Annotated in this window: 14 protein-coding genes; 13 read left to right on the top strand and 1 reads right to left on the bottom strand. The window is 36.9% G+C overall.

The features are described from left to right. Nucleotides 1-19: 19 nt before the first annotated feature. Nucleotides 20-286: a 30S ribosomal protein S20 gene (gene rpsT / locus BMY57_RS03450; RefSeq protein WP_091772635.1), complete on the bottom strand. Its 267-nt coding sequence runs from the start codon at nt 284-286 to the stop codon at nt 20-22. A gap of 190 nt (nt 287-476) precedes the next feature. Between rpsT and gpr the strand changes: the two genes are divergently transcribed. The 13 genes from gpr to mtaB all read left to right on the top strand — a co-directional run bounded on the left by gpr (nt 477) and on the right by mtaB (nt 15,436). Continuing rightward, nucleotides 477-1,571 (top strand): GPR endopeptidase, encoded by a 1,095-nt coding sequence (gene gpr / locus BMY57_RS03445; protein ID WP_091772634.1) that lies wholly within the window; start codon nt 477-479, stop codon nt 1,569-1,571. Between the two features lie 69 nt (nt 1,572-1,640). Continuing rightward, nucleotides 1,641-2,762, top strand: coding sequence for a stage II sporulation protein P (spoIIP, locus tag BMY57_RS03440; RefSeq protein WP_091772633.1), 1,122 nt, complete (start codon nt 1,641-1,643; stop codon nt 2,760-2,762). A gap of 17 nt (nt 2,763-2,779) precedes the next feature. Further along, nucleotides 2,780-3,076 (top strand): hypothetical protein, encoded by a 297-nt coding sequence (locus BMY57_RS03435; protein ID WP_091772632.1) that lies wholly within the window; start codon nt 2,780-2,782, stop codon nt 3,074-3,076. Nucleotides 3,077-3,512: 436 nt separating this feature from the next. Further along, nucleotides 3,513-3,962 carry a DUF1569 domain-containing protein gene (locus BMY57_RS03430; protein ID WP_091772631.1) on the top strand — a complete coding sequence of 150 codons (450 nt, stop codon included), beginning with the start codon at nt 3,513-3,515 and terminating at the stop codon, nt 3,960-3,962. 293 nt (nt 3,963-4,255) lie between these two features. Continuing rightward, nucleotides 4,256-6,064, top strand: a complete 1,809-nt coding sequence (gene lepA, locus BMY57_RS03425) for a translation elongation factor 4 (RefSeq protein ID WP_091772630.1) — start codon at nt 4,256-4,258, stop codon at nt 6,062-6,064. A gap of 51 nt (nt 6,065-6,115) precedes the next feature. Continuing rightward, entirely contained in the window at nt 6,116-7,279 is a 1,164-nt protein-coding gene (hemW, locus tag BMY57_RS03420) for a radical SAM family heme chaperone HemW (RefSeq protein WP_091772629.1), read from the top strand. A 76-nt stretch (nt 7,280-7,355) separates the two neighbouring features. Continuing rightward, nucleotides 7,356-8,387 (top strand): heat-inducible transcriptional repressor HrcA, encoded by a 1,032-nt coding sequence (hrcA, locus tag BMY57_RS03415; RefSeq protein WP_091772628.1) that lies wholly within the window; start codon nt 7,356-7,358, stop codon nt 8,385-8,387. A 148-nt stretch (nt 8,388-8,535) separates the two neighbouring features. Continuing rightward, nucleotides 8,536-9,102, top strand: a complete 567-nt coding sequence (gene grpE / locus BMY57_RS03410; RefSeq protein WP_091772627.1) for a nucleotide exchange factor GrpE — start codon at nt 8,536-8,538, stop codon at nt 9,100-9,102. A 41-nt stretch (nt 9,103-9,143) separates the two neighbouring features. Next, on the top strand, nt 9,144-10,973 hold the full coding sequence (gene dnaK / locus BMY57_RS03405) for a molecular chaperone DnaK (RefSeq protein WP_091772626.1): 1,830 nt from the start codon (nt 9,144-9,146) through the stop codon (nt 10,971-10,973). A 207-nt stretch (nt 10,974-11,180) separates the two neighbouring features. After that, nucleotides 11,181-12,308, top strand: coding sequence for a molecular chaperone DnaJ (gene dnaJ / locus BMY57_RS03400; RefSeq protein WP_091772625.1), 1,128 nt, complete (start codon nt 11,181-11,183; stop codon nt 12,306-12,308). Nucleotides 12,309-12,366: 58 nt separating this feature from the next. Then, nucleotides 12,367-13,311 (top strand): 50S ribosomal protein L11 methyltransferase, encoded by a 945-nt coding sequence (prmA, locus tag BMY57_RS03395; protein ID WP_091772624.1) that lies wholly within the window; start codon nt 12,367-12,369, stop codon nt 13,309-13,311. A 14-nt stretch (nt 13,312-13,325) separates the two neighbouring features. Next, complete coding sequence (locus BMY57_RS03390) at nt 13,326-14,087, top strand: 16S rRNA (uracil(1498)-N(3))-methyltransferase (protein WP_091772623.1); 762 nt, start codon at nt 13,326-13,328, stop codon at nt 14,085-14,087. After that, nucleotides 14,084-15,436 (top strand): tRNA (N(6)-L-threonylcarbamoyladenosine(37)-C(2))-methylthiotransferase MtaB, encoded by a 1,353-nt coding sequence (mtaB, locus tag BMY57_RS03385; RefSeq protein WP_091772622.1) that lies wholly within the window; start codon nt 14,084-14,086, stop codon nt 15,434-15,436. Before BMY57_RS03390 ends, mtaB begins: the two co-directional genes overlap by 4 nt.

Here is a 15,436-nt window from a genome sequence, read left to right as displayed (position 1 = left end):
TTTTTTAATATGTTCTTTATTAGTTAGCTAATTGATTAACTTTTGTCATTAATGAGCTCTTCTTACGGTCACCATTATTTCTGTGAATGATGCCTTTTTGTACGGCTTTATCAATTTTGCTAACAGCATTTGTTAACGCTTCTTTAGCTGCATCAGCATTTTTTTCATGGACAGCTGTTTCTACACTTTTAATTGCTGAACGCATGTCTGATTTTACTGATTGATTGCGCATACGAGCATCGTAGTTTACGCGGATACGCTTAGTAGCTTGTTTCGTATTTGCCACTTTCTTCACCTCCTGATGAAAATGTCCCGTTATCAAATTTTCTTTATGATGGACAAAAGTCATTTTACCAAAGCCACCATAAGTTTTCAATAGTTTGCTGTTAAGATATTTCGCTTGTCATGAATTTGGTTTATACTATTCGTTTATTTTGCAATACTTCGGTAACAATAAAATTGATAGGAGGGATCATATGGTACAAAAAGAATTTAGACCCAGAACGGATTTAGCCGTGGAAGCTAAAGAGATGTTTGTTGAACAAAACCCAGAGAAAAAGCATGAATTAGACGGAATTATTATTAAAGAGTACCAAGAAGGTAAATACAAATTAACCCGAGTAGAGATAGACGAACAAGGATCAGAACGAGTTGGAAAAAAACCGGGTAATTATGTAACGGTTGAAGCGCAAGAATTAAGGAATATGCACCCAGAGTTCGGAAGACAATCCTCAACTATATTATCTAAAGAAATCAAACGGTTGATGGACGAACACAATATACCTGATGACGCTAAATGTCTCATAGTTGGACTAGGAAATGGTTATGTGACACCTGACGCCTTAGGTCCATTCACTGTTAATAAATTATATGTGACATCCCATTTATTCGAGCTTCACCCAGAAATGGTTGGAGAAGGGGACAGACCGGTATCAGCTTTCACCCCTGGCGTAATGGGATTAACAGGGATGGAGACGAGTGATGTCATTTTTGGGGTCGTTCGAAAAACCAATCCTGATTTTATGATTGTTGTAGATGCTTTAGCTGCTCGATCAATCGACCGTGTTAATACGACAATACAATTATCTGATACGGGAATTAATCCGGGTTCAGGAATTGGTAACGATAGAAAAGAAGTAAGCAAGGAAACGTTAAACATTCCAGTGTTTTCGATTGGAATCCCGACTGTAGTTGATGCAGTTACGATTACGAATGATACGATCGATTTTCTTTTAAAACATTTTGGTCGAGAAATGGAGGAAGGTGATAAGCCGGGTAAAGCATTAACACCAGCAGGGATGGATTTTGGTGAACGTCGTGAGTACACTGATGAAGATTTGCCAGATGAAGAGACAAGACAAACTTACTTAGGAATCGTAGGTGCATTGAAAGAAGATGAAAAACGTCAATTAATTCGAGAGGTACTTAGACCAACTGGTCATAATTTAATTGTCACTCCAAAAGAAGTTGACGAAGTAATTGAATATATGAGTGAAATCGTTGCCTCTGGTATTAACCAAGCATTACATGATTCCATTACTCCAGAAAATGCGAAACATTATTTAAAATAATTGGTTCTACCTTTTCAACCTTCTGAATAGAGTTTTAATAGAACTTTAGTAGAAAGGTTGAAAAGGTAGATGAAGAAAAAATTACAAATTAATTGGTCGCAAATTCGAAAAGTTAAGCAGCATCCTTTTCTATTATTTCAGATTTTCTTTATATGTTTGTTATTCCTTATTCCCTTATTTTCCATAAAACCATTTAGCGAAGCATCGACGAATATACTTGAAGATTGGATCAAGCAAATCGACGGTGCTTCTTATTCTTTTTTCATGACCATTGATCAACCTATTATGGATGGACTAAATGATCAACACGATGAACAATTATCCTTAGCAAGCTTTGCGTTACCTTTATTCACAAGCCTACCTTATCAAGATACTCGGTTACTATTTGGGCATGAGCTACCAAGGTTTCCGAATACGAATAGTACGATTGTAGTAGCGGGTGAAGGTACGAACATGTTCACAACTGCTATCGAAACAGCGCCACCAGATCATTTATTTGATGATCAGGAAGATGAATCACCTGTGGAAGAACCTGAACTCGATATTAGTGATGAATCCGTATTTATATATACAACACATAATAGAGAATCTTTTTTACCTGAATTACCGGAAGGGACTAACTTCGATGAATCATTTCATTCAGAAGAAAATGTCATGAAGCTAAGTCAATATCTAGGTGAACAACTAGAGAATAACGGAATAAAAACGTTTGTGGATCAAACGGATTATTATCGATTACTCCCGCCAGAAGGATACAGTCAATCTTACGATGTATCTCGAGAAGTCGTACAAGATGTGTTAAGTAGCAATGATCAAGTTAAATATTTAATAGATATACACCGTGACGCTCAGCGAAGAAATGTCACCACAACTACTGTTAATGGAAAGGAAATGGCGAGACTTTGGTTCATTGTAGGTGAAGATCATAAGTCTTATGAAGAAAACTTGAAACTAGCGAGCCAGTTACACGAATTACTAGAGGAGAAATACCCTGGGCTTAGTCGAGGTATAGAGGTTAAAGGAGGACCAGGTGTAAACGGAGTATACAATCAAGATTTAACCGATCAAGCTTTATTAGTCGAAGTTGGTGGAGTGGAGAACAGCTACGAAGAGTTAAATCGTGCATTAGATGCGTTTGCGGAAGTTTTTACCGAATACTACATGGAACAAGAAGGCGCTAAACGTCAATAACGAAAAGGAGAATGGCTATGAGAGCATTTTTTTGGATAATCGTCTGTTTCTTTATCTTTTATTTGGGGATGCAAACAGCAACGACGAATCAAACAGAACCAGAGGTTAATACCATACAAACTGAAGAAGACCTAAAACAATCAAGTGTATCCACTGATTCATTTGAAGAAACTCATAATGAAGTTTTAAATGAAGAGGTAACGACCAACTCTGGATCTTTCTATACTGTAGCATCTTCACTTGAGAACTTTGTAAAAACCTTATTTTCAGTCATTTTCCAATTTCTCTATCGGTTTAGTGCCATGTTCTTTTAATAACGGTTTTGCATAATAATCAAGAAAAATTACGAGCTAGTGATCCTTCTCCCTCTCAGGATGAATTGATGTTTCAGAAAGACACTCATTTAACAATAAGTAGTGTAGTAGTTCCGTCTCGGTGGAGAAACAATTTAAAATAACTCACTAATTTAATGACCAAATCTCATATGATTTGGTCTGTTGTTTTTCCTTATATATCAATGCTTATTGAATATAAACACTTGGATTTGCATATAAAATTGCTTTTTAAATTACACGATGATTATTGTCAACGTGCTAATTGCTATGTTGATTTTTATTAACTAAGTAGGTATGGAGTTTTCATGTTAAAATAAATGTAGAGTTGTGTTGGAAAGTTCCTAAACATACGGGCAGGATAGTTTAATTAATCAATTGTGGGTATGTGTTAACCAAAATGCCAAGGGGGACAATAATGAAGAATATTTTTAATCAATTGCATGCAGAGGAAATGGTAAACCGTATCGACAATTTAAACCCATCTTCAAAACCGCAATGGGGTAAAATGGATGTTGCCAAAATGCTTGCACATTGCTCGTCCTTTCAAGACATTGCAATGGGAAACGCTTTTCCTTCGAGAGGTTGGTTAGGGATATTAATTGGGAAGTTTGTGAAACCAATTTTTTATAACGACAAGCCATTACCTCAAAACATGTCCACAATCCCTACCATTTTAATTCTAGATGAAAAAGAATTTGATACAGAAAAGGAAAAACTAAAACAAAAGATTATAGCATTTCAAAATAATGGTCCTCAAAAGTGTACAAATCATCCACATCCTTTTTTCGGTAAACTTACTTCTGAGCAATGGGGAAAAGGGATTTATAAGCACCTTGACCATCACTTAAAACAGTTTGGGGTTTAGTTAGCTGAAGTGGGGACTTTTTATTAACGGGTGCTTTTAGTTGAAAAAGACTAAATAAAAAACGCTTGGGTGTTGATTCCAAGCTTTTTTTGTACTGTTATTTATGGTGATATGAGGAGTGCGTTTTAATGTAATCATTTACTGGTTATTGAACATTTTTCCACAGTAACGAAATTATTTAATTTAACAATGGGTTTCTTTTTGTACCGTTAAAGATATTTGATTGAATATTATAGGTTCAATTGCTATAATCGAGCTAGTGTTATTGGACGTAGAAACAGGAGTGATGAAAGTTGGCAGAACAACAGAATGTCCGAAATTTCTCGATTATTGCCCATATTGACCATGGGAAGTCAACATTAGCAGACCGTATATTAGAGAAAACAAAAGCGTTAACAGAACGTGAAATGAAAGAACAATTCTTAGACGCTATGGATTTAGAGCGCGAGCGCGGAATTACGATTAAGTTAAATGCAGTACAACTCAAATATGAAGCTAATGACGGTGAAGATTACTTATTTCATTTAATCGATACGCCGGGACATGTCGATTTTACATATGAAGTATCAAGAAGCTTAGCTGCATGTGAGGGGGCATTACTCGTCGTGGATGCTGCGCAAGGTATTGAGGCGCAAACATTAGCCAATGTGTATTTAGCGCTTGATAATGATTTAGAAATAATTCCAGTAATTAATAAAATTGACTTACCTAGTGCAGATGTTGATCGAGTGAAGCAAGAAATTGAAGATGTTATCGGAATTGATGCAGATGATGCGATTTTAGCCTCGGCAAAAGATGGAGTAGGCATTGACGAAATTTTAGAGAGAATCGTAACGGATATTCCAGCACCAACAGGAGATCCAAAAGAACCTACGAAAGCTCTTATCTTTGATTCGTTGTATGACCCTTACCGCGGTGTTATTGCTTATATTTGTGTTAAAGAAGGAAGCATTAAAGTCGGCGATGAAATTAAGATGATGCAGACTGGTAAAACCTTTGAAGTGTCTGAGCTTGGAGTATTTACTCCTAAACCAATAAGTAAAGATGAATTAAGGGTCGGTGACGTTGGTTTCTTAACTGCATCGATTAAAAATGTTGGAGACTCACGAGTTGGGGATACCATTACATTAGCGAATAACCCTGCAGATGAACCGTTACCTGGTTATAAGCGATTAAACCCTATGGTATATTGCGGTTTGTTCCCGGTGGACGCGGATAATTATAACGATTTACGTGAAGCTTTAGAGCGTCTTGAATTGAATGATTCATCCTTACAGTATGAACCTGAAACTTCACAAGCACTTGGCTTTGGTTTCCGTTGTGGATTCTTAGGACTCCTTCATATGGAAATCATCCAAGAACGAATTGAACGTGAATTTAATATTGATCTTATCACAACAGCACCAAGTGTTATTTATGAAGTAGAGTTGACGGATGGGGAAACTATTAATATTGAGAACCCTTCGTTAATGCCAGAGTCTAAAAATATAAAAGAAGTACGTGAGCCATTTGTTAAGGCAACCGTTATGGTTCCCAATGACTTTGTAGGTCCGGTTATGGAAATATGTCAAAAGAAACGCGGACAATACATTGACATGCAATATTTAGATGAGAATCGAGTGAATATTGTTTATGAAATTCCTCTATCCGAAATTGTATATGACTTTTTCGACCAATTAAAATCACAAACTAAAGGATACGCATCATTTGATTATGAGTTAAGTGGGTATAAACCATCAAACTTAGTTAAAATGGATATTTTACTTAATGGTGAAACGGTTGATGCGTTATCATTTATTGTACACCGTGATTTTGCATATCACCGAGGAAAGCATATTGCAGAAAAGTTAAAGAAAATTATTCCTCGACAGCAGTTTGAAGTACCTGTTCAAGCAGCCATTGGTAATAAAGTGGTGGCAAGAACAACGATCAAAGCGATGCGTAAAAATGTCTTATCGAAATGTTACGGCGGTGACATTTCACGTAAGAGAAAGCTTCTTGAAAAACAAAAAGAAGGTAAGAAGCGGATGAAAATGGTTGGTAAAGTGGAAATCCCACAAGAAGCATTTATGTCCGTATTAGAAATGGATGAAGATTCATAAGGGCGGCCAAAAGGTCTGCCCTTTTATCTTGTAAAGAAGGAGGTGGCAGTGATGGACCGATCCGTTTATATACACATTCCGTTTTGCCATGAAATCTGCCATTATTGTGATTTTGCAAAAATATATTATAACCGAGAATTAGCTGATGCCTATCTTGAAAATTTAAGAAAAGAAATGGGACTTTATATAGGTAATCAAACAATATCTCCAAGAACAGTATATCTAGGTGGAGGGACACCTACTAGCTTAAATGAAAATCAATTAGAATTTTTACTGAAAACGATTAATGAGTTTATTAACGTTGAACAAGTCGAAGAATTTACGATAGAAGCAAACCCAGGTGAATTTGAAGAAGGCCACGTCAAAATAATGAAAGACTTTGGAATTAACCGCGTTTCACTAGGGGTTCAGGTATTAGATGATGAGTTCCTCAAACTCCTAAATCGGAACCATACAGTAGGTGATGTTCAAAAGACAGTAGAGATGCTTCAACATTACGACTTGAATAATATAAGTATGGATTTCATTTATGCATTACCAGATCAGAGTATCGATCATTTCAAAAAGACGTTAGACATGGCCCTTGCTTTTGATTTACCGCATTATTCTGCCTATGCGCTGCAAATAGAGCCAAGAACCGTCTTTCATATGAGGCATCAACAAGGAAAGCTTAATAAACCACCAGAAGAAGACGAGGCAGAAATGTTGTTAATGCTAATGGAAATGATGGAGGGTGCTGGTAAACGTCATTATGAAATAAGCAATTATGCTGTTAAAGGGTTTGAAAGTCAGCATAATCTAACATACTGGAATAATGAAGAATATTATGCTTTTGGTGCAGGGGCTCATGGTTATTTAAATCAAGAACGATACGTCAATCTAAGACCTGTTAACCATTACAATGAAGCATTGGAAAAAGACCAGAAGCCAATTCTTCACCGCGATGTTATTACATTGAAAGAAAAGCTAGAAGAAGAGATGTTTCTAGGATTAAGAAGAGCATCAGGTGTAACGGATCATGAGTTTATCCATAAATATGGCGTTTCTTTATTCCAATTATATGAGAAAGAAATTCAAGACTTACAACATAAAGGCTGGTTAGAGAGAGAAGATGATCGAGTGTATCTTACCAAGAACGGACTTATGTTTGGAAATGACGTTTTCGCTTCATTTTTATTAGATGAAGACACTTATAAAAAATCCCTTAATAATTGACAGGTTAATATGATTTTGATAATTTATTATTAGAATTAGCACTCGAAACAATTGAGTGCTAACAGGGGTGATAGACATGTTAACTAATCGTCAATTACTGGTTCTTAAAGTTATTGTTGATGACTTCATTGAGACTGCACAACCTGTAGGATCACGTAATATCGCTAAGAAAGAAAGTATATCTTTCAGCCCTGCGACTATCCGAAACGAAATGGCTGATTTAGAAGACTTAGGTTATCTAGAAAAAACACATTCATCATCTGGTCGTATACCTTCAGAAAAAGGGTATCGATATTATGTGGATCATATTATGTCACCATTGAAGTTGTCCAAACAGGAAATTAATCAGATTCAACAATCATTTAGTGATCGAATGATTGAACTTGAACGTGTTATGCAGAACTCTGCACACATTTTATCTGAGTTGACGAGGTATACAACACTGGTGCTAGGTCCCCAAGTTTATGAAACAAAACTTAAACAGTTACAAATTGTTCCGTTAAATAACCAATCAGCAATTGCCATACTTATTACAGATAAAGGACATGTGGAACACCGTTCTTTTGCTATTCCTGAAGAATTGGACCAGTCCGATTTAGAAAAAACAGTTAATATTCTTAATGAAAAATTAAGTGGAGTCCCAATTGTATATCTTGACAGATTTATTGAAACAGAAGTTAAGTATCTTCTCAAAAAATATACAAATGACTTTCACAAATCTTATCAATTACTTAATCAAGCCTTGTTTACAGAACAACCTACTAACCTATACGTAAGTGGTAAGACAAATATATTATCTCAACCTGAATTCGCTGATGTCGATAAAATTAGATCTCTATTTGACATTATGGAAAGTGAAGAACAGATTGCCCCTGTCTTAAAGAGTGAAGATGAAGGACTGCACATTTATATTGGGCAGGAAAATAAGATTGAAGAAATGAGTAACTGTACCTTAATTACAACTACTTACTCACTTGGTGATAATCAGGTTGGTACGATTGCGTTGCTCGGGCCCACACGTATGGATTATGCGAAAGCTGTATCGATTTTAGATTTATGGAGTGGCCAAATGTCCCAGACATTACAGAAGTGGTTTACTGAACAATAAAAGCGGAAATGCTTATATTGTTAAAGTGTTATAAAAAACTTGGCAAGATTCAATAGCCAAGTTTTCTTACGGTTAAATACTTGTCATTTTCTGAATTCATGGTATATTTAACAATTGGAAAAGGAAGGGAATCGTTGGAGGTGACGAAATGGATGAAAAAACAATGAACCAAGAACAACAAGAAAAAGTTACTAACGATGAACAGGTCGAAGGAAGTAATGAATCTGTTAATGAAGAACAAGAGCAACACAGCGATGAACAGCTACAAAAACAAATTAAACAACTTGAAACTGAAAAAGAAGAATTAAAGAACAAGTTTTTGCGTACACAAGCCGACTTTGATAATTTCCGTCGTCGTACTCAAAAGGAACGAGAGAATGACTTGAAATATAAATCCCAAGAGTTAGTTACGGAAATTTTACCTGTATTAGATAACTTTGAACGAGCACTTCAAACAGAAGTGAACGATGAAGGAAGTCAGTCATTTGTAGAAGGAATGAAAATGGTATATAACCAGCTTCATCAAGCACTTGGAAAAGCTGGAGTAGAAGAGATTCAAGCGGAAAAAGAAGAGTTTGACCCTAACTTGCACCAAGCCGTGATGCAAGTGCAAGAGGAAGGCTATGAATCTAATCAAGTGGTTGAAGTTCTACAAAAAGGTTATAAATTGAAAGATCGGGTAATCCGACCAGCAATGGTTAAGGTTAATGAATAAAAAAATAATAATTGACGCTAAGAATAAGGGAGGATTTATCAATGAGTAAAATCATCGGTATTGACTTAGGTACAACAAACTCATGTGTAGCAGTTATGGAAGGTGGCGAAGCAAAAGTCATCCCTAACCCAGAAGGAAATCGCACAACACCATCTGTTGTGTCGTTCAAAAATGGTGAACGCCAAGTAGGTGAAGTCGCGAAACGTCAAGCGATTACGAACCCTAATACGATTCAATCTATCAAACGTTATATGGGTACTAATCATAAAGAAGAAATTGAAGGAAAAGAATATACGCCTCAAGAAGTTTCTGCGATTATCTTACAGCATATTAAAGCTTATGCTGAAGATTATTTAGGTGAAGAAGTGACTAAAGCTGTTATTACAGTACCTGCTTACTTCAACGATGCAGAACGTCAAGCAACAAAAGATGCAGGTAAAATCGCAGGTTTAGAAGTTGAACGTATTATCAACGAACCAACTGCGGCTGCTTTAGCTTATGGTATTGATCAAGATGAAGATCAAACAGTACTTGTTTATGACCTAGGTGGAGGTACTTTCGACGTTTCTATTTTAGATATTGGCGATGGCACATTTGAAGTTGTTGCTACAGCCGGTGATAACAAACTTGGTGGTGACGACTTTGACCAAGTGATTATTGATCATATGGTCGAAGAATTCAAAAAAGAAAATGGAATTGATCTTTCTCAAGATAAAATGGCTCTACAGCGCTTAAAAGATGCTGCTGAAAAAGCTAAGAAAGACCTTTCAGGTGTAGCTCAAACTCAGATTTCACTACCATTCATCACTGCAGGTGAAGCAGGTCCATTACACTTAGAAATGAATTTAACTCGTGCGAAATTCGAAGAATTATCAGCGGATCTAGTAGAAAGAACGATGAAACCAACTCGTCAAGCTTTAAAAGATGCTGATATGTCAGCTTCAGAAATTGATAAAGTTATTTTAGTCGGTGGTTCAACTCGTATTCCTGCTGTTCAAAAAGCTATTGAAAAAGAAGTTGGAAAAGAACCTTCTAAAGGTGTTAACCCTGATGAAGTAGTTGCGTTAGGTGCTGCTATTCAAGGCGGAGTCTTACAAGGTGATGTGAAAGACGTTGTATTATTAGATGTCACACCACTTTCATTAGGAATTGAGACAATGGGTGGCGTATTTACTAAATTAATCGAACGTAATACAACTATCCCGACAAGCCATTCTCAAGTATTCTCTACAGCAGCTGACAACCAAACGGCTGTAGACATTCACGTGTTACAGGGTGAACGTGAAATGGCACAGGACAACAAGACTCTTGGACGCTTCCAATTAACTGATATTCCACCAGCACCACGCGGTGTACCTCAAATCGAGGTTAAGTTCGACATTGACGCAAATGGAATTGTTAACGTTAGTGCGAAAGATATGGGAACTAACAAAGAACAATCCATTACGATTAAATCTTCTTCAGGCCTTTCAGAAGAAGAAGTAGAGCAAATGGTTAAAGAAGCTGAGGAAAATGCAGAAGCAGATAAGAAGCGCCGTGAACAAGTTGAACTTCGCAATGAAGCTGATCAACTAGTCTTCCAAACTGATAAAACGATTAAAGACTTAGGCGATAATGTATCTGATGAAGAAAAACAAAAAGCTGAAGATGCTAAAGAAGAGCTTAAGAAAGCTCTAGAAGGTGAAGACTTTGAAGAAATTAAAGCTAAGAAGGAAGCGCTAGAACAAGAAGTTCAAAATCTTTCAGTTAAACTATATGAGCAAGCTCAACAACAAGCTCAGCAAGCTGAAGGTCAAGCTGGTGAAGCTAATAATGACGACAACGTGGTTGATGCAGACTACGAAGAAGTTAATGAAGACGATAAAAAATAACTTTTACTTAAAAAGTCAAAGTCAGGACAATCTTGACTTTGACTTTTTTTCAGCATCATCATTTAGGACTAAAATAAACGTTTTTTATTCTTAATTAAAATACTGTTTATTTTAATTATTCGTATATTCCCTTAAGTGATTGCAGTAACAAAGATGGTAATGTTATGATAAAATCTATGCGAGAAGGTACGGGAGAGTGATCTTCAATTGAGTAAACGAGATTATTATGAAGTACTTGGTGTGTCTAAAGACGCATCTAAGGAAGAAATAAAAAAAGCATATCGTAAACTAGCGAGAAAATATCACCCTGATGTTAGTCAGGAAGATAATGCCGCTGATAAATTTAAAGAAGTTAAAGAAGCTTATGAAGTGTTAAGTAATGCACAAAAACGTCAGCAATATGATCAGTTTGGCCATGCCGGAACTCAACAAGGTGCTGGTCAAGGTGGATTTGGCGGCTTCGAAGACTTTGGCGATTTCGGTGATATCTTTGATATGTTCTTTGGTGGCGGCGGTAGAAGACGTCGTGACCCGAACGCTCCAAGACAAGGTCAAGATCTTCAATATACAATGGAAATAGAGTTTGAAGAAGCAATCTTTGGCAAGGAAACCACGATTGAGATTCCTAAAGAAGAAAATTGTGATACTTGTGACGGGTCTGGTGCCAAACCTGGTACATCAGTTCATACGTGTCAACACTGTCATGGTACAGGACAATTAAATGTGGAGCAAAACACGCCGTTTGGTAGAGTCGTAAATCGTAGAGTTTGTCACCATTGTCAAGGAAGCGGAAAGCAAGTTGAAGAAAAATGTCACACTTGTGGTGGCGATGGTAAAGTGAAGAAACGTAAGAAAATCGATATTCGTATTCCTGCTGGTGTTGATGATGGTCAACAGATTCGAGTGACCGGTCAAGGCGGGCCTGGTGTCAATGGAGGTCCAGCAGGTGATTTATTTGTCGTTATTCGTGTGAAACGGCATGAATTCTTTGAACGCGATGGTGACGATATCTTATGCGAAATGCCTATCACCTTTACTCAAGCTGCTTTAGGGGATGAAATCGAAGTTCCAACCGTTCATGGCCGTGTCAAACTAAAAGTTCCAGCTGGTACTCAAACAGGAACGCACTTTAGGTTAAAAGGTAAAGGGGCTCCGAACGTTCATGGGCATGGGCAAGGGGACCAACACATTTTAATAAAAGTTGTTGTTCCTAAGAATTTAAATGAACGTCAAAAAGAATTATTAAGAGAGTTCCATGAATTAAGTGGAGACCAATCTTTAGATGAACAACAAGATAACTTGTTTCAACGCATGAAACGCGCTTTTAAAGGCTAAGTAATGGACTTGATAAAGGTATAAATAGGTTAAAAAATGTCAAAGTGAGTGATCCGTTATGAAGTGGTCCGAGTTAAAGGTTCATACCACTAATGAAGCAATTGAACCGATATCTAATATTCTTCACGAGGCAGGAGCAAGTGGTGTTGTAATTGAAGACCCGCAAGATTTATATCGAGAAGACGACGTGAAACTATTTGGTACCATTTATGAACTTGATCCAAATAATTATCCTGAAGAGGGTGTCTACATTAAGGCCTATCTACCCGTGAATAGCTTTTTAGGTGAAACGGTAGATGAAATTAAACAATCCATCAATAATCTAGTTAAATACGATATTGATATTGGACACAACAATGTAACAATATCAGAAGTGAACGAAGAAGAATGGGCTACGGCGTGGAAAAAATATTATAAACCAGTAAAAATTTCCGAAAAAATTACAATAATTCCTACTTGGGAAGAGTATGAACCAGTGAGTAGTGACGAAATCATCATTGAGCTAGACCCTGGTATGGCCTTCGGAACTGGGACACATCCAACGACTGTATTATCCATACAAGCTTTGGAACAATATGTGAAAGAGGGGCATGTGGTTTATGACGTTGGGTCTGGCTCTGGTGTTTTAACTATTGCAGCAGCACATTTAGGTGCTAAACGCATTAAAGCTTTTGATTTAGACGAGGTTGCTGTTAAGAGTACACAGATAAATGTTAAATTAAATCAAGTTCAAAATCGTGTAGAAGCTGAGCAAAATAATCTATTAGAGGGCGTTGAACCAGGTGCTGATATTATTGTGTCGAATATTTTAGCAGAAATTATTTTAGAATTTATTGATGATGCCTACGACAAAGTACAACCTGGTGGATATTTTATTACATCTGGGATCATTCAAGGTAAGAAAAACGAAGTTAAAGAAGCTTTAATAGCTTCTGGCTTTGAAATAGTAGAAGTAAACGCAATGGAAGACTGGATTTCAATGGTCGCTAAAAAGCCTGAGTAAAAGAGGTAAGTAACATGCAACGTTATTTTGTCCCATCTAACCAATGGCAGGATCAAACCCTCACCATTACAGATGATGATTATCATCATATTGTCAATGTTATGAGGATGAAAGAAGGACAATCTATTATTTGTAGCTCAAATGGAATGTCTTATCTTTGTGAAATTGTTCAAATTCATGACAAAGAAGTAACTTGTCAGGTACTTGAAAAATTGAATGAAAACCAAGAGCTGCCAATTACGGTAACATTAGCTCAAGGTTTACCAAAAGGTGATAAATTAGATTTCATTGTACAGAAAGCGACAGAGTTAGGGATGAAATATTTTGCCCCATTACAACTGGATCGTTCTATTGTAAAATGGGATCATAAAAAAGAACAAAAAAAGCTAGAACGCCTTCGTAAGATTGCGAAAGAAGCTAGTGAACAATCTCATCGTGCTGTTGTTCCAACGATTCATGAAAAACACACTTTAAAGGAATTATTTAATAACCACTCATTTGATCACTGTTGGGTGGCAAGTGAATTGGTTGCTAAAGAGGATGTAAAACATTCACCATCTTTTAAAGAAGCCATTCAACAGGTAAAAGAAGGCGAACATATCCTTTTAATCGTCGGGCCTGAAGGTGGTTTTTCAGATGAAGAAATCCATTTCCTTGAGGAATTGAAATGTCGTTCAATCCGGCTTGGACCACGGATTTTAAGAACTGAAACAGCTCCGTTATATGCTTTATCGGCAATGTCATTTTATTTTGAAGAATGGAGGTGCGAAGTGTGACAACTGTTGCGTTTCACACTTTAGGGTGTAAAGTAAACCACTATGAAACAGAGGCCATTTGGCAATTTTTTAAAGAACATGACTATGAGCGTGTTGACTTTAACCAACACTCAGATGTTTATGTTATTAACACGTGTACAGTAACTAATACAGGTGATCGGAAAAGCCGTCAAGTGATTCGACGTGCCGTTCGTAAAAATCCTGAGGCTGTCATATGTGTTACAGGTTGTTATGCTCAAACATCACCAGATGAAATCATGGAGATTCCTGGTGTCGATATTGTGGTAGGGACACAAGAACGTCGTAAAATGCTTGAATACATAGAGCAATACAAAAAAGATCGCGAGCCTATAAATGGTGTAAAAAACATCATGAAAACACGTGTATTTGAAGAGATGGATGTACCACAATTTACAGATCGTACGCGTGCCTCTCTTAAAATCCAAGAAGGATGTAACAATTTCTGTACGTTCTGTATTATCCCTTGGGCTCGAGGGTTAATGCGTTCACGTCCACCAGAAGACGTGGTTAAGCAAGCTCAGCAGTTAGTAGACGCAGGATATAAGGAAATTGTCTTAACAGGTATTCATACAGGCGGTTACGGTGAGGACTTAAAAGACTATAACTTAGCTCAACTATTGCGTGATCTTGAATCTCAAGTTCATGGATTAAAACGAATTCGAATATCTTCAATCGAAGCTAGTCAAATAACCGATGAAGTCATCGAAGTATTAGATCAATCTGAAAAAGTAGTTCGACACTTGCACATTCCACTCCAATCTGGCTCTGATACCGTTCTTAAGCGTATGCGTCGTAAATATACGATGGAATTTTATATGTCGAGAGTGAAAAAAGTTAAACAAGCATTACCTGGTCTTGCCATTACTTCAGATGTGATTGTAGGATTTCCTGGTGAGACTGAAGAAGAGTTCATGGAAACTTATCGCTCCATTCAAGAAATAGGTTTTTCTGAATTACATGTGTTCCCTTATTCTCAGCGAACAGGGACGCCAGCTGCACGTATGAAGGATCAAATTGACGACGAAACGAAACATGAACGCGTGCGTAAATTGATAGAACTATCTAATCAACAAGCTAAAGAATATGCGTCACGGTATGAAGATGAAGTTCTAGAAGTAATTCCAGAGGAACGTTATAAAAAAGATCCTAATAGTGGCCTTTATGAAGGTTACACAGATAACTACCTTAAAGTCGTATTCCCTGCTACAGAAGATATGGTAGGAAAAATTGTTAGAGTAAAAATTACAAAAGCAGGTTATCCATATAATGAAGCGGAATTTGTTCGTGTAATGGATAATGCCCCGACTAAACAAGCTGTTAATCAATAA

Origin of the sequence: Piscibacillus halophilus (genome assembly GCF_900110685.1) — a bacterium.
GTDB lineage: Bacteria > Bacillota > Bacilli > Bacillales > Alkalibacillaceae > Piscibacillus > Piscibacillus halophilus.
This window is presented reverse-complemented; position numbering and strand designations above follow the sequence as displayed.